General features: G+C 74.6%; 20 protein-coding genes. 9 read left to right on the top strand and 11 right to left on the bottom strand.

Annotated features, from left to right (window positions below; genetic code table 11):
* Nucleotides 1-89 precede the first annotated feature (89 nt).
* The gene (locus tag BUB17_RS06600; RefSeq protein WP_072915264.1) at nt 90-1,112 is read right to left on the bottom strand and encodes an SGNH/GDSL hydrolase family protein; all 1,023 of its coding nucleotides are present in this window, start codon (nt 1,110-1,112) and stop codon (nt 90-92) included.
* A 70-nt stretch (nt 1,113-1,182) separates the two neighbouring features.
* Between BUB17_RS06600 and BUB17_RS06595 the strand changes: the two genes are divergently transcribed.
* On the top strand, nt 1,183-2,535 hold the full coding sequence (locus BUB17_RS06595; RefSeq protein ID WP_072915261.1) for a DUF2252 domain-containing protein: 1,353 nt from the start codon (nt 1,183-1,185) through the stop codon (nt 2,533-2,535).
* Here BUB17_RS06595 and BUB17_RS06590 read toward each other — a convergent pair.
* The 3 genes from BUB17_RS06590 to BUB17_RS06580 all read right to left on the bottom strand — a co-directional run bounded on the left by BUB17_RS06590 (nt 2,501) and on the right by BUB17_RS06580 (nt 6,677).
* Nucleotides 2,501-2,977: a GNAT family N-acetyltransferase gene (locus BUB17_RS06590; RefSeq protein WP_072915258.1), complete on the bottom strand. Its 477-nt coding sequence runs from the start codon at nt 2,975-2,977 to the stop codon at nt 2,501-2,503. The genes BUB17_RS06595 and BUB17_RS06590 overlap by 35 nt on opposite strands.
* Before the next feature lie 130 nt (nt 2,978-3,107).
* Complete coding sequence (locus BUB17_RS06585) at nt 3,108-5,093, bottom strand: VWA domain-containing protein (RefSeq protein WP_072915254.1); 1,986 nt, start codon at nt 5,091-5,093, stop codon at nt 3,108-3,110.
* Nucleotides 5,094-5,171: 78 nt separating this feature from the next.
* The gene (locus BUB17_RS06580) at nt 5,172-6,677 is read right to left on the bottom strand and encodes a sigma 54-interacting transcriptional regulator (RefSeq protein WP_244276977.1); all 1,506 of its coding nucleotides are present in this window, start codon (nt 6,675-6,677) and stop codon (nt 5,172-5,174) included.
* 83 nt (nt 6,678-6,760) lie between these two features.
* On the opposite strand from BUB17_RS06580, the gene ilvA reads away from it, so the two are divergent.
* Together ilvA and BUB17_RS06570 are read left to right on the top strand one after the other, a co-directional pair.
* Nucleotides 6,761-7,999, top strand: coding sequence for a threonine ammonia-lyase (gene ilvA, locus BUB17_RS06575; protein ID WP_175561300.1), 1,239 nt, complete (start codon nt 6,761-6,763; stop codon nt 7,997-7,999).
* A 171-nt stretch (nt 8,000-8,170) separates the two neighbouring features.
* Nucleotides 8,171-10,240, top strand: coding sequence for a M3 family metallopeptidase (locus BUB17_RS06570; RefSeq protein ID WP_072915249.1), 2,070 nt, complete (start codon nt 8,171-8,173; stop codon nt 10,238-10,240).
* Between the two features lie 31 nt (nt 10,241-10,271).
* Here BUB17_RS06570 and BUB17_RS06565 read toward each other — a convergent pair whose 3' ends face one another.
* Nucleotides 10,272-10,601, bottom strand: a complete 330-nt coding sequence (locus tag BUB17_RS06565; RefSeq protein ID WP_072915246.1) for an RNHCP domain-containing protein — start codon at nt 10,599-10,601, stop codon at nt 10,272-10,274.
* Nucleotides 10,602-10,691: 90 nt separating this feature from the next.
* A complete protein-coding gene (greA, locus tag BUB17_RS06560; protein ID WP_072915242.1) occupies nt 10,692-11,195 on the bottom strand; it encodes a transcription elongation factor GreA in 504 nt (167 codons plus the stop codon).
* A 217-nt stretch (nt 11,196-11,412) separates the two neighbouring features.
* Between greA and mca the strand changes: the two genes are divergently transcribed.
* Nucleotides 11,413-12,300: a mycothiol conjugate amidase Mca gene (mca, locus tag BUB17_RS06555; protein ID WP_072915239.1), complete on the top strand. Its 888-nt coding sequence runs from the start codon at nt 11,413-11,415 to the stop codon at nt 12,298-12,300.
* Nucleotides 12,297-12,623, top strand: a complete 327-nt coding sequence (locus tag BUB17_RS06550) for a hypothetical protein (protein WP_072915237.1) — start codon at nt 12,297-12,299, stop codon at nt 12,621-12,623. The genes mca and BUB17_RS06550 overlap by 4 nt, the downstream gene beginning before the upstream one ends.
* Before the next feature lie 24 nt (nt 12,624-12,647).
* Here the strand turns inward: BUB17_RS06550 and BUB17_RS06545 are convergent, their stop codons facing one another.
* Nucleotides 12,648-13,208: an AMIN-like domain-containing (lipo)protein gene (locus tag BUB17_RS06545; RefSeq protein WP_072915234.1), complete on the bottom strand. Its 561-nt coding sequence runs from the start codon at nt 13,206-13,208 to the stop codon at nt 12,648-12,650.
* Nucleotides 13,209-13,696: 488 nt separating this feature from the next.
* Between BUB17_RS06545 and BUB17_RS06540 the strand changes: the two genes are divergently transcribed.
* Both BUB17_RS06540 and BUB17_RS26690 read left to right on the top strand, forming a co-directional pair.
* The gene (locus BUB17_RS06540) at nt 13,697-14,782 is read left to right on the top strand and encodes a GNAT family N-acetyltransferase (protein WP_141242926.1); all 1,086 of its coding nucleotides are present in this window, start codon (nt 13,697-13,699) and stop codon (nt 14,780-14,782) included.
* A gap of 1 nt (nt 14,783) precedes the next feature.
* The gene (locus BUB17_RS26690) at nt 14,784-14,939 is read left to right on the top strand and encodes a hypothetical protein (protein ID WP_175561299.1); all 156 of its coding nucleotides are present in this window, start codon (nt 14,784-14,786) and stop codon (nt 14,937-14,939) included.
* 658 nt (nt 14,940-15,597) lie between these two features.
* Here the strand turns inward: BUB17_RS26690 and BUB17_RS28535 are convergent.
* From BUB17_RS28535 to BUB17_RS28530, 4 genes are all read right to left on the bottom strand, one after another.
* Entirely contained in the window at nt 15,598-15,771 is a 174-nt protein-coding gene (locus BUB17_RS28535) for a hypothetical protein (RefSeq protein ID WP_432416379.1), read from the bottom strand.
* Complete coding sequence (locus BUB17_RS06530; RefSeq protein WP_208983325.1) at nt 15,690-16,349, bottom strand: GAF domain-containing protein; 660 nt, start codon at nt 16,347-16,349, stop codon at nt 15,690-15,692. Before BUB17_RS06530 ends, BUB17_RS28535 begins: the two co-directional genes overlap by 82 nt.
* Nucleotides 16,350-16,405: 56 nt before the next feature.
* Nucleotides 16,406-17,044 (bottom strand): GAF and ANTAR domain-containing protein, encoded by a 639-nt coding sequence (locus tag BUB17_RS06525; RefSeq protein ID WP_083606094.1) that lies wholly within the window; start codon nt 17,042-17,044, stop codon nt 16,406-16,408.
* A gap of 62 nt (nt 17,045-17,106) precedes the next feature.
* Entirely contained in the window at nt 17,107-17,556 is a 450-nt protein-coding gene (locus BUB17_RS28530) for an ATP-binding protein (RefSeq protein ID WP_083606093.1), read from the bottom strand.
* A 466-nt stretch (nt 17,557-18,022) separates the two neighbouring features.
* On the opposite strand from BUB17_RS28530, the gene BUB17_RS06515 reads away from it, so the two are divergent.
* Nucleotides 18,023-18,262 carry a hypothetical protein gene (locus BUB17_RS06515; protein ID WP_072915221.1) on the top strand — a complete coding sequence of 80 codons (240 nt, stop codon included), beginning with the start codon at nt 18,023-18,025 and terminating at the stop codon, nt 18,260-18,262.
* A gap of 307 nt (nt 18,263-18,569) precedes the next feature.
* A complete protein-coding gene (locus BUB17_RS06510; RefSeq protein WP_072915218.1) occupies nt 18,570-20,567 on the top strand; it encodes a thioredoxin domain-containing protein in 1,998 nt (665 codons plus the stop codon).
* Nucleotides 20,568-20,605: the final 38 nt, after the last annotated feature.

Genomic DNA, 20,605 nt, shown 5'->3' with positions numbered 1-20,605 from the left:
GTCCTCCACGATTCGGGGATCCGACGACGGGTCGCCGCCGGACGTCGGGTCGCCCCCGAACCTACTCCCCGGTAGGGGCCGCTCCGCCCTCAGGCGAGCGGTGTCGCCTCCGCGGCGCGCTCGGCCTGCTCAGGCGTCGGCAGGTCCGGTGGCCGGCGGCGGCGCAGCCGGGCCCACGGACCCCGGGGGCCGGTGTCCGAGCCGCGGACCGCGGTCGCCTGGACCTCGGTGCCGGTCCGCCCTGCGGCCCGCGCGGCAGCCGTCGCGACCGGGCGGACGGTGTCGCGTCGCAGGTTGCGCAGCCCCCGGTCGGCCGCGGCCGGCCAGACACCGAGCGAATCGGCGATCGAGGGCAGCAGGACGGCGGCCGCGGCGGCGTAACCGGCCGCGCTGGGGTGGAACTCGTCGATGCTGAACAGGTCCTGGTCCTCGGCGAACGACGGGCCGAGCACCGATCCCAGCGACACGCTGCGCCCGCCGGCCTCGACGACCGCGATGGTCTGGGCGGCGGCCAGCTGCCGGCTCCACCGGCGGGCCAGCCAGCGCAGCGGCCGGCCGATCGGGCGCACGGTGCCGAGGTCCGGGCAGGTGCCGACGACGACCTGTGTGCCGGCCTCGGTGAGCCGGCCGACGGCGTCGTGCAGGTGCCGGACGGAGACCTCGGGCGCGGTGCGGCTGGTGACGTCGTTCGCGCCGATCATGATGAGCGCGACGTCGGGGTGCTCCCGGAGTGCCTTGTCGACCTGCTCGTCGAGGTGCCAGGACCGGGCGCCGGACACCGCGAGCCGCACCAGCCGTACGGGGCGCTCGGCCAGCTCGGCCAGCGCCGCGGCGAGCAGCACCCCGGGGGTCTGGGCGGCGCGGTCGACGCCCAGGCCGGCCGCGGTGGAGTCACCCAGGACGGCGAGGACGATCGGCCGGCCGCGCCCGCGGCCGTACACCCCGTCGCCGGGGGGCGGGGCGACCTTGACGGTCCGCGACTCCACGTGGCGCCGGGCCGACCGGGCCTGCTGGCGGAGAAGGGCGAGCACCCCGGCCCCGGCCAGGCCCAGCCCGCCGCCGCCGTAGGCGGCCCCCGTGGCCAGCCGCCATGCCGTGGTCGCTCGAGTCACCGCCGCCCTCGTCCCCTCGGAAGTGGTGGACACCTGTCCCTGCAGGCTAACCGCCGCCTACGGTCGTTCCGTGGCCGAATCCCCCGCAGGGGTCACTCACGGTGACCGCGCTCAACAGATCGTCGACGTGCTCGTCGACGCCTTCTCCGAGCTCATGACCGCCGACGCGGACGCGTTCCGCACCAAGTTCCGCAAGATGGCGGCCGACCCGTTCGCCTTCTACCGGGGCACCGCCTGCCTCTTCTACGCCGACATGGCGCAGCTGCAGGACCGCTGGTGCGACGAGCGCACCGGCCGGGTGTGGATCCAGGGCGACCTGCACGCGGAGAACTTCGGCACCTACATGGACGGGGCGGGGCGGATCGTCTTCGACGTCAACGACTTCGACGAGGCCTACGTCGGGCACGTGTGCTGGGACCTGCGCCGGTTCGCGGCCAGCTTCGCGCTGCTGTCCTGGCGCAAGGCATTCGGCGACGAGGTCATCTCCGACCTGCTGCGCGGCTACCTCACCGCCTACCTCGACCAGGTGGCGGCGTTCACCCGCCTCGACGACGACAAGACCTTCGCCCTCGTCAAGGAGAACACCGAGGGGGCGGTGCACGACGCGATCCTGCGGACGACGGCGCACACCCGCCGGGGCCTGCTGGACCGGATGACCGTCGTCGAGAACCACGAGCGGCGCTTCGCCGACGGCCCCCGCAACCGCCGGCTGGACGACGGCGAGCGCGAGGAGGTGCTCGCCGCCCTCGACCGCTGGAAGCAGACGGTGCACCCGCCGCGCCGGCGCCGCGACGTGACCTACGACGTCAAGGACGTGATCGGGACCGGCGGCTTCGGCATCGGCAGCGCCGGGCTGCCCGCCTACAACGTGCTCATCGAGGGCTACGACCAGGCGCTGGAGAACGACGTCGTGCTCTCCCTCAAGCAGGGCAACGTGCCGGCGCCCAGCCGGATCGTGCGGGATGCCGACATCCGGGCGTCCTTCGAGCACGAGGGCCACCGGACCGCGATCTCCCAGCGCGCCTTGCAGGCCAACGCCTCCCAGTTCCTCGGCCACACCGAGATCGACGGCGTCGGCTTCGTCGTCCAGGAGCTCTCGCCCTACGAGACGGACCTGGACTGGGACGACCTCACCGAGCCGGAGCAGATCGCCCCGGTGCTGGCCCAGCTGGGGCGGGCGACGGCGAAGGTGCACTGCGTCGGCGACGCCGACAGCGACCACACGCTGGTGCCGTTCCAGACCGAGGAGGCGGTCACCGCGATGGTCGGGGACCGGCGCGAGGAGTTCATCGCCGACCTGGTCGACTTCGCGCACGACTACGCCCACCGCACGCAGGACGACTTCCGGATGTTCGTGGACGCCTTCCGCACCGGGCGGATCCCGGGGATCAGCTCGAGCGGGACGCACCCGCTACGGGGATGACCATGCCGACGTGCGGGCCGATGCCCGGCTTGTCGTACTCGCCGGTGACCACGGTGAAGCCGGCCCGCTCGTAGAACCGGGCCGCGGTCGTGCGGGCGTCGCACCAGACCAGGTCGCCGCCGCGCTGTGCCACTGCCGCGAGGCAGGCCCCCAGCAGCGCCCGGCCGGCGCCCGCCCCGCGCACCGCGGGGTCGGTGGCCATGCCGCGCAGCTGCCACGGCGCCCGTGCCTCCGGGCGCCAGGGGCAGGGGGCGGGGCTCAGCCGGGCCACGCCGACCACTCGGCGGTCGGGCGTGCGGGCGGCGAGGTGCACGGTGGCCGGGTCGTCGTCGCCTGCCCAGACGACCTCCCCGCCCTCCGGCCGCAGGACCGCGCGCCGCAGGTCGTAGGTCGCCTCGGCGGATACCTCCTCGACGGTCACGGCGCTCGGCTCGGCGGTCACCGGCCCAGTCTGCCGGTGGACGGCGGCCCCTCTGCAGGGTCCCGCCGCCGGCCGCGTCCAGAGGCTCGTCCCGAGCGTGCGAGGGATGAGGAGGACGGGGTCCTTCTCCGGTGGGCGACAGGGTCCTCCGTCAGCGGGCCCGGCGTCCCCGCCTCGTGCGCAGGTAGTCAGCCACGACGTACTCGCCGAGCCGCTCGCTGTCGGGGGTGAACACCCGCCCGCCGGCCCGCTGGGTGATGTCGTGGACGAAGCGCACCAGCCCGGGCTCGGGATCGAGGGCGAAGACGTTCATCGTCGCCCCCGACCGGGCCACCCGCTCCACCTCGGCGACGGTGCGGGCGATGGTCTCCGGCATCGGCGGCCAGCAGAAGAACGGCGTCCCGTCGTCCTCCAGGTGAGCGGTCGGCTCGCCGTCGGTGACCACGAGCACCACCGGCTCGGCGTCCTTGTGCCGGGCGAGGAAGCGCCGGGCCAGCATCAGCCCGTGCTGCAGGTTGGTGCCCTGCAGCGTGTCCACGCTCAGCTCGGCGAGGGTCTCCGGGCGCAGCACCTGGGCGGTGGAGGAGAAGCCGATGATCTGGATGGCGTCCTGCGGGAACCGGGTGGTCACCAGCGAGTGCAGCGCCATCGCCGTCGACTTGGCCGCACCCCAGGTGCCGCGCAGCGCCATGGAGTAGGAGAGGTCGACCAGCAGTGCGACCGCGGCCCCGGTGCGCCGCTCGGTCTCGACCACCTCGAAGTCCTCGACGGCGATGCGCACGCGCCGGTCGTCGTCCGCGCGGGGCTCGTGCGCGGTGCGCAGGACGGCGTTCTTCACCGTCCGCACGACGTCCAGCGGCTGCTCGTCGCCGAACCGCCACTCCCGGGAGCTGCCGGTCAGCTCCCCGGCGGCGCCGGCGTCGGCGACGTCGTGCTCGCCGCGGCCGGTGGCGTCGAGCTGGGCGAACACCCGGCGCAGCGCGGTCGCGCCCAGCCGGCGGACGGCCTTGGGCGAGAGCTCGAGCTTCCCGTCCGAGCGGTTGAGGTAGCCCTGCCGCTCCAGCTCGCGCTCCATCTGGCGCAGTGCGGCGAGGTCGTCGACCGCGGGCCGGCCCAGCGCCCGCTCGAGCAGCTCCTCGTCGACGTCGGCCAGCGAGGCCCCGGCGTAGCCCTGGGACAGCTGGTTGGACAGCGCCTCCAGGTCGGCCAGCTCGGCGACGGCGCTGGTGGCGTCGCCCATGCCGAGGGACTGCTCGCCGTCGGGCACCTGCCCGCGCTGCCCCCAGGGCAGGTCGGGCCGGGCCTGGCGGAGGGCGTCCTGCAGGTGGGCCATCTCGCTGGCCAGCCCCATGTCCTGCATCGTCTGGGCCATCAGGTCGGCCAGCTCGGCGCGCTGCTCGGGGGAGAGGCCGGCCATCATCCGCTCCTGCGCGGCCGCCCGGCGGGCGAGGGAGTCGATCAGCTCCTCGACCGACTGCGGGTCGTCGGGGAAGAACTGCCCGTGCTTCTCCATGAACTCCTGGAACTGCTCGTCGGTGTCCTCCCCGCGGTTGTGCGCGTCGATGAGCTGCGAGAGGTCGGCGACCATGTCCTTGACCGCCTGCACGTCGCCCTCGGTGGCGTTCTCCAGCGCCTGCTTCATCGAGGCGAAGGAGCTGTCGAGCACCTCGCGCCGCAGCAGGTCCTGGATCTGCTCGTAGGCCTGCCGGGCCTCCGCGGAGCGCCAGTCGTACTCCTTGAGCGCCCGGACGGCGCCCGCGGTGTCCTCGGGCAGCGCGTCGAGCTCGGCCTCCGCCAGCCGCGCCATGTCGTCCGGGTCGGGGAACAGCTCCCGCCGCTCGGCCTCGACGGCGCGGTCGAGCAGCTCCCGGACCTCCTGCAGGGTGCCGTCCATCCGCCCCGCGTTGCGCGCCTGCCGCAGCCGCTCGCGGACCGACCGGCGCAGCTCGTCCAGCCCGCGCCGGCCGTCCATGCCGCGGCGCAGCAGCTCGCGCAGCGCCTCGCGCACGCCGCTGCCGCCGAGCACCGAGTCGCCGATCTCGTCGACCGCGCTGCCCAGGTCGTAGGGCGGGGCCAGCGGGTCGGGCCCGCCCCGCCAGCGCCCGTACCGGTGGCCCCTGCCGGGCCTCCTGACCACTAGCCCTCCTCGCTGACGCTCGTCGGCCCAGTGGCCCTGGACGCTGTGCTCATGCGTGAGCTCGCACGCTCGCTCACGTCAGGCTCCGTAGACGGTGCGCACGCCGTCGGTGTCCTTGGCCAGTCTCCGGGTCAGGTAAAGGCCCTCCAGGGCGAACTCCACCGCGGCGGCGGCCTGCTCGGCGGACTGCTCGCCCTCCGGCACGCCCAGCCGGCCCAGCAGCTCGGCCAGCTTCGGGATGGTGCCCAGCTGGCCGAGGAGCGCGGCGGCCGGCACCAGCTCGCCGGACTCCACGGTCTCCCCGCCGGTGAAGTGCTCCTGCAGTCCGGTCAGGTCCAGCCCGGCGCAGCGGGCCCGGAAGGTCTGCGCGGTCGCCTGGCGCAGCAGGTGCTCGAGCACCTCGGTCTCGCGCTCGTCGTCCGGGTCGGAGCCGGAGTCGGCGAACTCGACCTTGCCCCGGCTGGCCGGGACGATGCTGGGCAGGTCGACGACGCGGGCGACCGGCCGGGTCTCCCCGGCGAGGGCGGCCCGGCGGACGGCGGAGGCGGCCACCGTCTCCAGCCCGGCGATGGCGAACCGGGCGCTGACGCCGGAGCGCTGGTCGACGTGGTTGGAGTCGCGGACCAGCCGGGTGAAGCGGGCGACGATCTCCACCAGGTGCTCGGGCACCAGCGGCGTCTCCAGCTGCTCACCACGGGCGAGGCCGGCCCCCGCCCGGCCGGCTGCGTCGCTGCCGCCCGCCCACCCCGGCCAACTGGTGTGCGCCTCCTGGGTCAGCAGGCGCACCTCGTCGGCCAGCTCGATCGGGTAGTGGGTGCGCACCTCGGCGCCGAAGCGGTCCTTGAGCGGGGTGATGATCCGGCCGCGGTTGGTGTAGTCCTCGGGGTTGGCGCTGGCCACCAGCAGCAGGTCCAGCGGCAGCCGCACCCGGTAGCCGCGGATCTGGATGTCGCGCTCCTCCAGCACGTTGAGCAGCGAGACCTGGATCCGCTCGGCGAGGTCGGGCAGCTCGTTGACGCTGAAGATGCCCCGGTTCGTGCGCGGCACCAGGCCGTAGTGCACCGTCTCGGGGTCGCCCAGGGTGCGGCCCTCGGCCACCTTGATCGGGTCGACGTCGCCGATGAGGTCGCCGACGCTGGTGTCCGGGGTGGCCAGCTTCTCGCCGAAGCGCTCGCTGCGGTGCAGCCAGCCGACGGGCGTGGCGTCGCCGTGCTCGGCGATCTGCCGGTGGGCCCACACGCTGATCGGGGCCAGCGGGTGCTCGTTGAGCTCGCTGCCGGTGAGCACCGGCGTCCACTCGTCGAGCAGGCCCACCAGGGTGCGGATCAGCCGGGTCTTGCCCTGGCCGCGCTCGCCCAGCAGGACGAGGTCGTGGCCGGCGATGAGGGCGCGCTCGACCTCGGGGACGACGGTGTCCTCGAAGCCGACGATGCCGGGCAGGGACGGCTCGCCGGCGGCCAGGCGGGCGAGCAGGTTGGCGCGGATCTCGGCCTTGACCGGCCGGGGGGTGGCCCCGCTGTCGCGGAGCTCGCCGAGGGTCGTGGGTGCAGGGGGAGCGGAGGCGGGAACGCCGGGGTCCGTCACCCCAGCCACGGTACGACGCGACCGGCGGCACGGGCACCCGTCCGTCGCTGCCACCTGGGCCTCCGTGCTGCGAAGATCGACCCATGGTGGCGGGAGAGCCGCGGCGGGACGGCGTCGCGCTGGTCGGGGGAGCGGACGTCGAGGCCGCGGCGGCGCTGCTGGACGGCGTCGTCCGGCGCACGCCGCTGGAGCACTCGCGGGCGCTGGCCGAGCGGGTCGGCGGCCCGGTGTGGCTGAAGTGCGAGAACCTGCAGCGCGCCGGCTCGTTCAAGATCCGCGGTGCCTACACGCGGCTGGCGCGGTTGTCGCCCGAGGAACGGGCGCGGGGCGTCGTCGCGGCCAGCGCCGGCAACCACGCGCAGGGGGTGGCGCTGGCCGCGCAGCTGCTGGGCATCCGGGCGACGGTGTTCATGCCGGAGAGCGCGCCGCTGCCCAAGGTGGCGGCCACCCGCGGCTACGGCGCCGAGGCCCGGCTGGGCGGCGCCTCGCTGACCGAGGCCCTGGCGGCCGCCGCCGAGCACGCGCAGCGCACCGGCGCGGTGTTCGTCCACCCGTTCGACCACCCCGACGTGATCGCCGGGCAGGGCACGGTCGGCCTGGAGGTCCTCGACCAGTGCCCCGACGTGGCCACCGTCGTCGTCTGCACCGGGGGCGGGGGCCTGGTCTCCGGTGTCGCGGCCGCGGTGCGGGCCCGCCGTCCCGACGTGCGGGTGGTCGGCGTGCAGGCCGCGGCGGCCGCCGCCTTCCCCGGGTCGCTGGCAGCCGGCCGGCCGGTGGCGCTGACGGGGATGACCACGATGGCCGACGGCATCGCCGTCGGCTCGCCCGGGGAGTTGACGTTCGCGCACGTCCGCGACCTGGTCGACGAGGTGCGCACGGTCAGCGAGGAGGACCTCTCGCAGGCGCTGCTGTTCTGCCTGGAGCGGGCGAAGCTCGTCGTCGAGCCGGCCGGGGTGGCCGCCGTCGCCGCCGTGCTCGCTGACCCGGCCGCCTTCCCGCCGCCCGTCGTCGCGGTCGTCTCCGGCGGCAACATCGACCCGGTGCTGCTGCTCAAGGTGGTGCAGCACGGCATGGCCGCGGCCGGGCGCTACCAGTCGCTGCGGCTGCGGGTGCCCGACCGACCGGGGTCGCTGGCCGCGGTGCTCACGGAGCTGGCCCAGGTCGGCGCCAACGTGCTGGAGGTCGAGCACGAGCGGACGGCGACCCGGCTGGGCCTCGGCGAGGTGGAGGTGTTCGTCGTCCTGGAGACCCGCGGGCCCGAGCACGCCGAGGAGCTGCTGGCCCGGCTCGACCGGGCCGGGTACACGGTGACCACCGGCTGACGGGGAGCACCTGCAGGACCCCGGCTCCCGGGAACCGCCGACACCGCGCCAGGAGCGGTCCCGACCCGCGCGGAGCAGCTCCGCTGGGGGCCCGGCCCCGGGTGGTCCGGACCGGGGTCGGTTCCGGGCCACCCGGGTGCACTCGTGCGGTCGGGCGCAGGATGGGCGGCGATGAGCGCCGTTCCCGCCTCCGCCGCCCCGTCCGCCGACAACCCGTTGCTCGAGCCGTCGCCGTTGCCGCTGCAGCTGCCGCCCTTCGCGGAGATCACCCTGGAGCACTGCCGCGAGGCGGTGCTGGCCGGGATGGCCGAGCAGCGCGCCGAGGTCGCTGCCATCGTCGGGTCGCCCGAGCCGCCGGCGTTCGAGAACACCGTCGTCGCGCTGGAGCGGTCCGGACGGCTGTACCGCCGCGCCGGCGCGGTCTTCCACAACCTCGCCTCGTCGGTCGCGACCGACCAGCTGCGGGAGATCGAGCGGGAGCTGGCCCCGCTGGAGTCCGCGCACGCCGACGCCCTGCGGCTGGACCCCGCGCTCTTCGCCCGCATCGACGCCGTGCACGTGCAGCGGCACGACAGCGGCCTGGACGCCGAGGCGGTGCGGCTGGTGGAGCGCTACCACCTGGACTTCGTGCTCGCCGGCGCGCGCCTCGACGAGGCCGGCCGGGCCCGGCTGACCGAGCTGAACCGCGAGCTGTCGGAGTTGTCGACGACGTTCGGGCAGAACCTGCAGCTGGCCACCGAGGCCGCCGCCGTCGTCGTCGCCGACGCCGCGGAGCTCGACGGGCTCAGGGCCGAGGAGGTCGCCGCGGCGGCCCGTGCCGCCGCCGACCGCGGGGTTCCCGGGTTCCTCATCCCGCTGCTGCTGCCCACCGGCCAGCCGGTGCTGGCCAAGCTGCGGAACCGGGAGCTGCGTCGCCGCGTCTTCGAGGCGTCGGTGGGCCGGGCGTCGGGCGGCGAGCACGACAACGGGCCGGTCGCCGTCCGCATCGCCCGGACGCGCGCCGAGCGGGCCCGGCTGCTGGGCTTCGACACCCACGCCGACCTGGTGCTGGCCGACCAGACCGCGGGCAGCACCGAGGCGGTCGACGCGATGCTCGCCCGGATGGTGGGCCCGTCGATGGCCAACGCGCAGGCGGAGGCCGCCGCGCTGGCCGAGGTCGCCGCCACCGACGGCGTGACGGAGCTGGCGCCCTGGGACTGGGCGTTCTACAGCGAACGGGTGCGCGCCGAGCGGTACTCGGTGGACACCACGGCGCTGCGGCCGTGGTTCGAGCTGGACCGGGTGCTCGTCGACGGCGTCTTCGCCACCGCGGAACGCCTCTACGGCTACCGCTTCACGCCCCGGCCGGACCTCGTCGGCTACCACCCCGACGTCCGGGTCTGGGAGGTCACCGACGCGGCGGGCGAGACGGTCGGCCTCTACCTCGGCGACTTCTACGCCCGCGAGGGCAAGCGCGGCGGCGCCTGGATGAGCTCGTTCGTCACCCAGTCGCGCCTGCTGGGCACCCGGCCGGTCGTCGTGAACGACCTCAACGTCACCCGGGGCGCCGACGGGCAGCCCACCCTGCTCACCCTCGACGAGGTCAACACGCTGTTCCACGAGTTCGGCCACACGCTGCACGGCCTGAGCTCCGCCGTCACCTACCCGCGGTTCGCCGGCACCAGCGTGCCGCGGGACTTCGTCGAGTTCCCGAGCCAGGTCAACGAGATGTGGGCGCTGTGGCCGGAGGTCCTGGCCGGTTACGCCCGGCACGTGGACACCGGCGAGCCGTTGCCGGCCAGCGTGGTCGAGGCGATCGAGGCCGCGCAGCTGTGGGGCGAGGGCTTCGCGACGCTGGAGTACCTGGCGGCGACGCTGCTCGACCAGGCCTGGCACCGGATCACGCCGGAGACGGAGGTGGGGAACCCCCAGGAGTTCGAGCGGGTCGCGCTGGAGGCGGCCGGCGTCGCCCACGACCTGGTGCCGCCGCGCTACCGGACGACGTACTTCCAGCACGTCTTCGCCGGGGGCTACGCGGCCGGCTACTACTCCTACATCTGGTCGGAGGTGCTCGACGCCGACACCGTGGAGTGGTTCAAGGAGAACGGTGGCCTGCGGCGGGAGAACGGCGAGGTGTTCCGGTCGCGGCTGCTCGCCGTCGGCGGGTCGGTCGACCCGCTGGAGGCCTTCCGCGCCGTCCGCGGCCGGGACGCCGACCCCACCCCGTTGCTGCGCCGCCGGGGGTTGCTGCCGGCCGGCTGAGAGCTGGAGCCGGGCGGCGCGGTCGGCCTCGCTACAACCAGGGTAGCGAGAGGACGACGTCGAGGTCGTCGGGGAGGTCGCCCTCGCGGACCAGCCGGTTGGGCTGGCGGTGGCCGCACGCCGTGCAGCGGTGGACCACCTGCCAGCCCTTGCCCGACTTCTCCACCAGGCCGATCGGCTCCATCGGCGCCCGGCACGCACTCGCCCGGTCGCCGGGGAGGTCGTCGACGTGCAGCGACCACAGGCACACCGGGCAGTGGTTGCGGTAGTGCCCGTCGGTGTTCGCCGGCACCGCCGACCCGCAGTGGACGCAGGCGAACCCAGTGTTCTCCGTCCGCCGGGAGCGCGCAGGACGGGTCACCGGTCCTCCTCGCTGGCGCTCGTCGGCCCGGTGCCCCCGGGCGCTGCGTGCCTGCGTGACCTCGCGAGCTCGGTCACGAGGGGACCCCGGTCAGGGGACGAAGGGCTCGATGGCGACGACGTCGACGGTGATGTCGCGGCCGTTGGGTGCCTGGTAGGTGACCGTCGTCCCCGGCTCCGCGCCGAGGATGGCCGAACCGAGCGCCGACTCGGGGGAGTAGACCTGCAGACCCGTCGTCCCGGCGATCTCGCGCGAGCCGAGGAGGAACTTCTCGGTGTCGTCGTCGCCCCGGAAGCGGATGGTGATCACGGTGCCGGTGGCAGCGTGCGTCGCCGTCGTGGGCGCGTCGCCGACGCGGGCCTTCCGCAGCAGGTCCTCCAGCTGGCGGATGCGGGCCTCCTGCTTGCCCTGCTCGTCCTTGGCGGCGTGGTAGCCGCCGTTCTCACGGAGGTCGCCCTCCTCGCGGCGGGCGTTGATCTCGGCGGCCATGGCCGGGCGGCCCGCCACCAGCTGGTCGAGCTCGGCCCGCAGCCGGTCGTGGGCCTCCTGGGTCAGCCAGACGCCCTGGTTCTGCTCGTCAGTGGGGGTGGACACGGTAGTGCTCCTGAAATGTCGGTGGCCGCTCCCCGTCCGGGGAACGGCCGCGTTCAGAACGGCCAACGTAACACCGTCGGCCGGGGTCGGTGTTCCGCCCGCACCCCGCCTCCGGGATGCGGAACGCTAGCGGACCGCAGCGTGACGAGCGCCACGAACACCCGATCGTGGGCCCGGACGGCGGCGGCACCCGGTGGAGCCGGTGGATGATGGACCGGTGACCGAAGCAGACCCGTTGCGCCTGCTCGCCGTGCACGCCCATCCCGACGACGAGTCGAGCAAGGGCGCCGCGACCATGGCCAAGTACGTCGCGGAGGGTGTCCGCGTCATGGTGGCGACCTGCACCGGAGGTGAGCGCGGCTCGGTGCTCAACCCGGCGTTGGACCGGCCCGACGTCTGGGAGCGCCTGCCGGAGATCCGCCGGGAGGAGATGGCCCGCGCCCGCGAGATCCTCGGCATCGAGCAGGAGTTCCTCGGCTTCGTGGACTCCGGCCTGCCGGAAGGGGATCCGCTGCCGCCACTGCCCGAGGGCTGCTTCGCGCTGGTGCCGATCGAGGAGGCGGCGGCCCCGCTGGTCGAGCTGATCCGCCGGTTCAAGCCGCACGTGATCACCACCTACGACGAGCGCGGCGGCTACCCGCACCCGGACCACATCAAGACCCACGAGGTCTCGGTGCACGCCTTCGACGCCGCCGGCGACCCCGACCGCTACCCCGAGCTCGGGGAGCCGTGGCAGCCGCTCAAGCTCTACTACCAGATGGGCTTCACGCTGCCCCGGACGCGAGCGCTGCACGAGGCGATCCTGGCCTCGGGCAAGGAGTCCCCCTACGCGGAGTGGCTGGAGAACTGGGACCCCGAGCGGGACATGTCGCACCGGGTCACCACCAGGGTGCCGTGCGCCGAGTACTTCGCCGTCCGGGACGCCGCGCTGATCGCGCACGCCACCCAGATCGACCCGGACGGCCGCTGGTTCGCCTGCCCGCTGGAGGTCCAGCAGCGGATCTGGCCGACCGAGGACTACGAGCTGGCCCGGTCGGTCGTCGACTCGCCGGTGCCCGAGGACGACCTCTTCGCCGGGGTCCGCAGTGAGGTGGTCGCCCGATGACCGGGTTCGTGCTCCTGGCGGCCGACCAGCAGCTGCCCGAGGACGTCGGCAAGGCCGGCCCCATCGGTGCCCTGCTGACCGTGCTGCTCTTCCTCGCCATCCTGCTGCTGGTGCGGTCGATGACCACCCACCTCAAGCGGGTGCCCCGCAGCTTCGACGCCGGGGACGACGGGCCGCAGGTGATCGTCCCCGACACCCCGGCCGAGCTGGTCGACCCGCGACCCGAGCCGGGGCAGGAGCTGCTGGACACGCTGCGGCGGGCACCTCGGGCGATCGAGGCGCCGCGCCGGGACGACGACCGGCCGGGCCCCGCTGGGGGCTGACCGGCCGGCCGCCGCCGCTGCGGGCTACCAGCGGTGGGCGACGTCGACGACCAGCCGGTCGACGCCGGCGGACGAGCCCTCGAGGACGAAGACGCGGAACGGCAGCCGGGCGCGGGTGCCGATGCCGATGCCGGTGTGGCCCTCGAACGAGCCGAGCCAGGCCACCTGCCGCAGCGTGCGGTAGCCGCTCACGTCGACGACCTCCCGCCGGTTCGCCGGGGCGTAGGTCGGGCGGCCCCGGTCGTCGGAGGCCACCGCGCCGAGCGTGACCTGCAGGTCGGCGCCACCGCGCAGCGGCACCGCCGTTCCGCTGCCGTCCTCGCGCACCGAGGGCACGTAGCGGACCGACCAGGAGTCGAAGCCGGACACCTCGGCCACGTCGACGACGACCCGGTCGAAGCACTCGTGCCGCCCGGCGCGGACGTTCTGGACCAGGTCGTCCCCGGGGTCGGCGCGGCCGGTCACCTCCGGTTGGGAGCCCCAGGTGATGCCGCAGTAGGGGGCCGCACCCGCCGTGGCGGGTGCGGCGACCCCCAGCGCGGCGAGGGCGGAGACGGCGAGGGTGAGGAACCGGGATCGGTTCACGGCGGGCCTCCTCGAGGAATCGGTGCCGACGGCAGGATCTGCCGAGCCCGGCCTCCGGTGCCATGGGTGTCGACATGTCGAGTTGACGAACCTCCAGCGGACCTCACGACAGGAGATGACGAACAATCCCGGCGAGCCTCCCGGTCGGTCCGGGCAGCTCGTGCTACGAGCCCGTTCGGGTGACGCGGCGTCCACGGACGGTCGCCACACGCCCCACGGCGCAGGCGCGGAACGAGGCGTCTCGCGCCCAGCCGGGACTGCCGTCGATCGTCCGCCGGTGTGCGGGCGCCCGGCCGGCGGCGGCGTCGTCCGTTCGGGCGACTGATCCTCCTCGGGCGTCCGGATCACCACGCTGAGCTGGCACCATCCCGGCCGAGGACGGCCAGCGGGGGCTCGGTCCGCGACCCGTCGTCATCGACGGCGGTCACGGGGAGGGGCGTTGCCGGGGCCTGCGGCCGACCGATCACGAGCGATCGGAGTCGGAACCAGTGCGAGCTGAGGCAGCGGTGTGCCTGCTGGGCCCGGAGGACATCAGCCCTTCCGTCGAGGCGGCCTGGCGCGACCTGGCCGAGCGTGCTGCAGAGCCCAACCCGTGCAACGAGCCCGACATGCTCCTGCCGGCGATGCGCCACCTGCCTGACGGGCGACGCGCGCGGCTCCTCGTGGTCGCCGACGGGGACCGGCTCGACGCCGTCCTGCCCGTGCTCGCCGTCCGGCGGTGGCGCAACCGTGCGCCGGTGCCGGCGCTGGTGTCCTGGACGCACGACTTCCAGGTGCTGGGGACACCGCTGGTCGACGCCGATCGCGCGACCCGGTCCCTCTGCGCGCTCCTGCAGGCCCCGTGGCGGGTGCGGCAGGGGGCTGTGCTGCTCGAGATCGAGGACCTCGGCGACGGAGGACCCGTCGCTGCTGCGCTGGACGAGGCCGCGGCGTCCCTGGGCATCGACGTCCGGCGGCGGAACGGCTACGAGCTGGCCGTGCTCGCGCGCACCGAGGACGGCGCCCTCCTGGGGGACGACCGCCGCGAGCGGCGGCGGCGCGCTCGACGCGGGCTGGAGCGGCAGGCCGGCCCGGTGAGCTCGGTCGACCGGTCGGCCGACCCGGGAGCCGTGGAGCTCTTCCTGCAGATGGAGGCCTCCGGGTGGAAGGGGAGAGCCGGCACCGCCATGGCCTGCGATCCGGCGACCACGGCCTTCTTCCGCGAGGTGTGCCGCCGGTTCGGTGCGACCGGTCGCCTCGAGCTGCGCTCGCTGGACGTCCCCGACGGCCCCGTGGCGATGGAGATGGCGGTCCACGCCGGAGGCGGCGCGTTCCACCTCAAGACCGCCCACGACGAGCGGTACCGCGCCCACGTGCCGGGGATCCTCGCGATGGTCGACTACGCCGACCGCTTCGCCGGTGAGTCGACCGCGTTCAGGGACGTCTGCACCGGAGGGCCGACCGAGATGGAGGCGCGGGTCTGGCCGGGTCGGCGCGCCCTCTCCACCGTGGTGGCGCCCTTCGCCTCGCCGGTGAGCAGGGGGCTGGTCGCCGCGCTGGCCTCGGCCCGGCCGCGCCGCGACAGGCCGGCCTGAAGTGGACGCGAGGTCCCCGTTCGCGTGGCAGCTGGCCGCGGAGTACGACCCGCAGCCGCTGCTCGGCGGGGTGGGGCCGGGCCTCGCCGACGACGAGATCGCCCGGACGCTGCGCGACCCCGGCAGTGTCCCTCCCGGCCGACCCGTGCCGGAGTAGCGTCTCATCGCCTTCGTGCTCCACCCCGGGCTGACCGTGCTGGACCTGGTCGGCCCGCTGCAGTGCTCACCGTGCTCCGGAGGTTCGCGCCGGTCTACCGCACGGTGACCGTGTGGGCTCGCCGCGGGCCCGTGCCCACCGACGTCGGCGTGCCCACGGTCCCCGACCGGACGTTCGAGCAGGTTCCGCCCCCGGCGCTCATGGGCTGGGCAGTCACAGCGGTGTTCGTGTTGCTTGACGAGGCCGGGGGAACCGGTGCGGGCGAGGCGGCCGGCGGCACTCGGGCGGGGCGGCACTCGGGCGGGGCGGTGCTCGACCGGTGCCGGGCCGAGGCCACCGACGCGGACCGCCTGTCGAAGGCGCGGCCGTCCACTCCCTGCGGAGGCCTCCACCCCTGCTTACAGGGAGAAGCAGGGGTGAAGCGTGCACGGAGATCGTGCATCCCGGCGGGCTTGTCGGCGGGCCCCGCGGTGCCCGACCCACGGCGCTGGGTCGGGATGAGTGGCATGGGGCTGCTCGTCGGCGGAGTCCCCTCCGTTCGACGCGTCACCGGGAACGCGTCGAACGCCCCCGGGCACCAGCCGGCCCGCCGACCCACCTGAGAACCGCTGTCAGGCCGCAGGCACGGGATGGTCGTCGTGGGCCCCGCGGCTGTCGATCAGGTGGCGCAATGGTCCTCGACGGATGCCGCTGCCTGCTGCAGGGCGCTGCCGGCAACTCGCCTCGCGACGACGGGGCCGGCGAGCGCGGTCAGCGGTTGTCCGGTGCGGCGGGCGTGGGTGCGCATGAGGGCGAAGGCCGCCTCCACGCTTGTTCCGGTCTGGGCCGACAGGACGCCTTTCGCCTGCTCGATGAGGATCCGGCTGTGCAGGGCGGTTTGCAGCTGCTCGGAGAGCATGACCTGGTCGCGGACGCGCGCTCGTGCAGCAGGCCGATCGTGGCGATGCCGGCGAGTCCCTGGGCGACGGCGAGATCGTTGTCGCTGAGCGGTCGCCGTTCGGCCCTGAACAGGTTCAGGGCGCCGATCACCTGCTGCCGCAGCCGCAGGGGCACCGCGTGGGAGGTGCCGAATCCGACCTCGCGTGCAGCTCGCGTGAACACCGGCCACCGGTCCGTGGCGGTGGCGAGGTCGATGTTGGCGATGACCTGGCCGGTGGCGAAGTAGTCGAGGCAGGGTCCCTCCTGCTGCTGCAGCTCGAAGAGCTCCAGCAGTCGCGCGGACTCGTGGGTGTGCGCGATCAGTCGCAGGTTGCCGCGTTGGTCGTCGAGCAGCAGCCCCGCGGCGTCGGTGTCGACCAGGTCCACGCAGCGCTCGGTGAGGGTCTGCAGCAGGCCCACCACGTCGAACTGCTCGACCAAGGTGTCGGCCAGCTCGACGAAGACCTCGATCAGGCGCTGCTCGCGCACCATGCATTCCTCCACCCGGTGGCCGGCTACCGTGGCTCCTTGCCGTGCTGCGGCGTCGGTCAGTCATGGTCGTCGTCCCCGCCGAGCGCGACCACCCCGTCGAGGACGTCGCCCGCCAGGTGCCCGATCGGGCGTCCCTCGGCGTACGCCCGGGCGCGCAACAGCGCCAGCGCCTGGGCCGGGCTCACTCCGGCGCGCACGGAGACGACCCCGGTCGCCTGGTGCACCTCGGCCCGGTCGTCCAGGACCTCCAGCGCGTGCGGGGGCGGCATCCGCCGCGCGGTGTCCTGGGCCTGCAGGTCCAGCAGGAGGTGGGTGGCGGCGTCGGCGAACGACAGCGCGCCGGTGAGTTCCTCCCGGGAGAGCTCGCCGGCGGTGTCCCGGTAGAGGTCGAGCACGCCGAGGCGGATGCCGCCTACCTGGAGGGGTAAGGCGAAGACCGCCCGGAGTCCGGCGGCGTCGGCGCCGGCGCCGAACTGCGGCCAGGTCTGCCGCGAGGTGACTGCCAGATCGGGCGCGAGGACCGGGCGGCCGGTGCGCGAGGCGTCCACGCACGGCCCCTGGCCGAGGGTGAACTGCAGTTCCTCCAGTTGCAGCGCCCCGTCGTCGCTGGCGGCCACCGTGCCGGCCGGACCCTCATCGGTCATCAACGCCATCCCCACGCCGCTCACCGGCAGGGTCCGGGCGGACAGGCGCACCAGGCCGTCGGGCAGGTCCTCCCCGTCGCGGGAGCCGGTCTAGACCGCGGACAGGATCTCCCTCACCGCTCTCGACTCCATGTGCCCCTCCCCGGCGCCGCCGCAGGCGCGGGCCGCTGTCCCACCCCGGGTGACGTACGGCTGCCGTTCCCGGCTCCGCGCTCGCCGTACGGGGCGACCAGGTGCCGACCGTGCCGAGGACTGCTGCGGATCGTCACCGTCGTCCCGTCTCGTCCGGCGGCGACCGTGGTGTCGGTCAGGAGCCACATCACCCGCAGCCCCCGCCCCCGGTCGGTGCCGGCGAACGCATCCCGCCAGCGGCCGTGGTCGCAGACGGTGATCGTGACCTGGGCGTCGCCGATCTCGGCCAGGACCTCGAAGAACGGCTCGGTCGGATTCCTGGCGTGCTCGATCGCATCGCTGATGGCCTCGCAGGCGGCCAGGAGCAGGTCGTAGCGCTCGTCCTCGCTCAGGTCGGACTCGCGGCGAAAGGCATCCAGTGCCCGGCGCAGGACGGTGGCGGCGGCTCCGAGCGCAGTCGTCCGGCGCCGGCACGGCGCGGACCACGGCCAGGGTCGGTGATGTGTCCCGCTTCAGTTGGCAGAGTGAGACGCACCGACCCAACTCCCCACAACGGTGAAGTCGCCGGGTCCGGCCGGCGCGTCGCCGTCCCGAACCACGTGCAGGCCGTGTCGTGATCGTCCAGGCATGCGACGCCCTCGTCCCCTGAGCAGTGGAGCGTGTCGCTGCCGGGTCCGGGGCAGGGTCCGCATTCGGCGGACGTACCGGCCACGATACGGCTCACGGTCCGGCCGCGCCGAACGGACTCGTGCGGCCACGACCGTGCCCCGGGCTGCGCAGATGCCGGCTGCGCGCAGCCGGGCGAGTCGGTCGCGGCTGAGCTCTCCGGTCGCCCCTGCCGGCGGCGATGGCGTCGGTCAAGTGGCCCGTCCAGCTCCGCGACTGATTGGCTGAGCCATGCCGAAGATGCTGCGGATGGCCGGGACCGATCTCATCTGGGAACTGGAGGACTCCGTCGATCTGGCCAGTCGTGCGAAGGAGATCTCGACAGCACGAGCGAGCAACCAGTTCTTGACGCTGATGGCGCGCCTTCCGGGCCAGCCCGAGTTCGCTTATCTGACCCTGGCCCCGGGACAGCTCGCGTGGTGGTCGCTGGGGGAGGAGAACATCCCGAGCGCGATGGACTGGAACCGGTGACGCCCTGACGAGCACTCCCGCCGCGCCCCCGAGGTGCGGATGGGCTGACGACTCGCCGAACAGCGCAGCGTGTCGGTGTCGATGCCCAGCTGCTGGCCGACCCGCCGGCGGGCGGTCACCGTGACGCCGTCCGCGGCGAGCTCCCGCACCGGGCGGATGGCCCGCTGCCGGGCCTCATCGAGGTACTTCTCCGGTCCCGCCATGCAAGACCTGCGTCACAGGCGCCTGTTCGTGCGAGCGCCTGACGTGAGCGGACCACGGTGTCCGCGCCACCGGGCCCGTCATTCGATGTGAGAGGAGGACGGCTGTGACAAACCGCCTGGCCGCCGCCACCAGCCCCTACCTGCTGCAACACGCGGAGAACCCGGTCGATTGGTGGGAGTGGGGCGAGGAGGCCTTCGCCGAGGCGCGCCGCCGGGACGTGCCCGTCCTGCTCAGCGTCGGCTACGCCGCCTGCCACTGGTGCCACGTGATGGCGCACGAGTCCTTCGAGGACGAGCCGACGGCGGCGCGGATGAACGCCGGCTTCGTCTGCGTGAAGGTCGACCGCGAGGAGCGGCCGGACGTCGACAGCGTCTACATGGCCGCGACCCAGGCGCTGACCGGCTCCGGCGGCTGGCCGATGACCGTGTTCACCACGCCCGACGGCCGGCCGTTCTACTGCGGCACCTACTTCCCGCCGCGGCCCGCGCACGGCATGCCGTCGTTCCGGCAGCTGCTCGCCGCCGTCTCCGACGCCTGGCGGACGCGGCGCGAGGACCTGGAGACGGCCGGCACGCGGATCGCCGAGGGCATCTCCTCCCGGCTCGACCTCGGGCCGCCGACCCCGCTCGCGGCCGAGGTGCTCGACCGCGCCGTCGCCGCCCTGGCCGGGGGGTACGACGAGCGGTGGGGTGGGTTCGGCGGCGCCCCGAAGTTCCCGCCGTCCATGGTGCTGGAGTTCCTGCTCCGCTCCGCCGCGCGCACCGGCGACGACCGGGCGCTGCGGATGGCACGCGGCACGCTCGAGGCGATGGCGCGCGGCGGCATCCACGACCAGCTCGCCGGCGGCTTCGCGCGCTACTCCGTCGACGCGCGGTGGGTCGTGCCGCACTTCGAGAAGATGCTCTACGACAACGCCCTGCTGCTGCGGGTGTACCTGCACCTGTGGCGGGCGACCGGGGACGAGTGGGCCCGCCGGGTGGCCGATGCCACGGCGGCCTTCCTGGTCCGCGACCTCGGCACGCCGGAGGGCGGCTTCGCCTCCGCGCTGGACGCCGACACCGAGGGCGTCGAAGGGCTCACCTACGTGTGGACGCCCGCGCAGCTGGTCGAGGTGCTCGGGGAGGACGACGGCCGGTGGGCGGCCGCGGTGTTCGAGGTGACCGACGCCGGGACCTTCGAGCACGGCACCTCGACGCTGCAGCTGCTGCGCGACCCCGACGACCCCGGTCGGCTCGCCTCGGTGCGGGAGCGGCTGGGCGCGGCGCGGGCACGGCGCCCGCAGCCGGCGCGCGACGACAAGGTGGTGACCGCCTGGAACGGGTTGGCGATCGCCGCGCTGGCCGAGCACGGGGTCCTCACCGGGTCGCCGTCCTCGGTCGAGGCCGCCCGCCGGGCGGCGGAGCTGCTCGCCGACGTCCACCGGGTGGACGGGCGGCTGCGCCGGGCATCGCGGCAGGGCGTCGCCGGGGCCCCGGCGGGGGTGCTCGAGGACTACGGCGACCTGGCCGAGGGGCTGCTCGTGCTGCACCAGGCCACCGGGGAGGGGCGCTGGCTGGAGCTGGCCGGCGACCTGCTGGACGTCGTCGCCGAGCAGTTCGTGGACGCCGACGGCTGGCACGACACCGCCGCCGACGCCGAGGCGCTGGTCCACCGGCCGTTCGACCCGGCCGACGGGCCGACGCCGTCGGGGCTGGCCGCGGTGGCCGGTGCCGCCGTCAGCTACGCCGCGCTGGCCGGCGCGCCGCGGCACCGGGAGCTCGGCGAGGCGGCCGTCGGCTCGCTGACCCGGCTGGCCGAGCGCGCGCCGCAGGCGGTCGGCTGGGCGATGGCGGTCGGTGAGGCGCTGCTGGCCGGCCCGCTCGAGGTCGCGGTCAGCGGACCGGCCGGGCCGGCGCGCGACGCCCTCGCGGCTGTCGCCCGCGCATCGACCAGCCCGGGCGCGGTGGTGGTGGTCGGCGAGCCGGACGCTCCCGGGGTCCCGCTGCTGGCCGGCCGGCCGCTGGTCGGTGGCCGACCGGCCGCCTACGTGTGTCGGGGCTTCGTCTGCGCCGCCCCGGTTTCCGACGTGTCCGCTCTCCGCGTAGCGATGGCCCCTTCCTGACCGTACCGCTTCGGCTTACCGTGTAAGTGTGTAATCAC

It is taken from the genome of Geodermatophilus obscurus (assembly GCF_900143215.1).
In the GTDB taxonomy this organism is placed as follows: domain Bacteria; phylum Actinomycetota; class Actinomycetes; order Mycobacteriales; family Geodermatophilaceae; genus Geodermatophilus; species Geodermatophilus obscurus_A.
The sequence above is the reverse complement of the archived record's forward strand: the minus strand, read 5'-3'. Positions and strand labels throughout refer to the sequence as shown.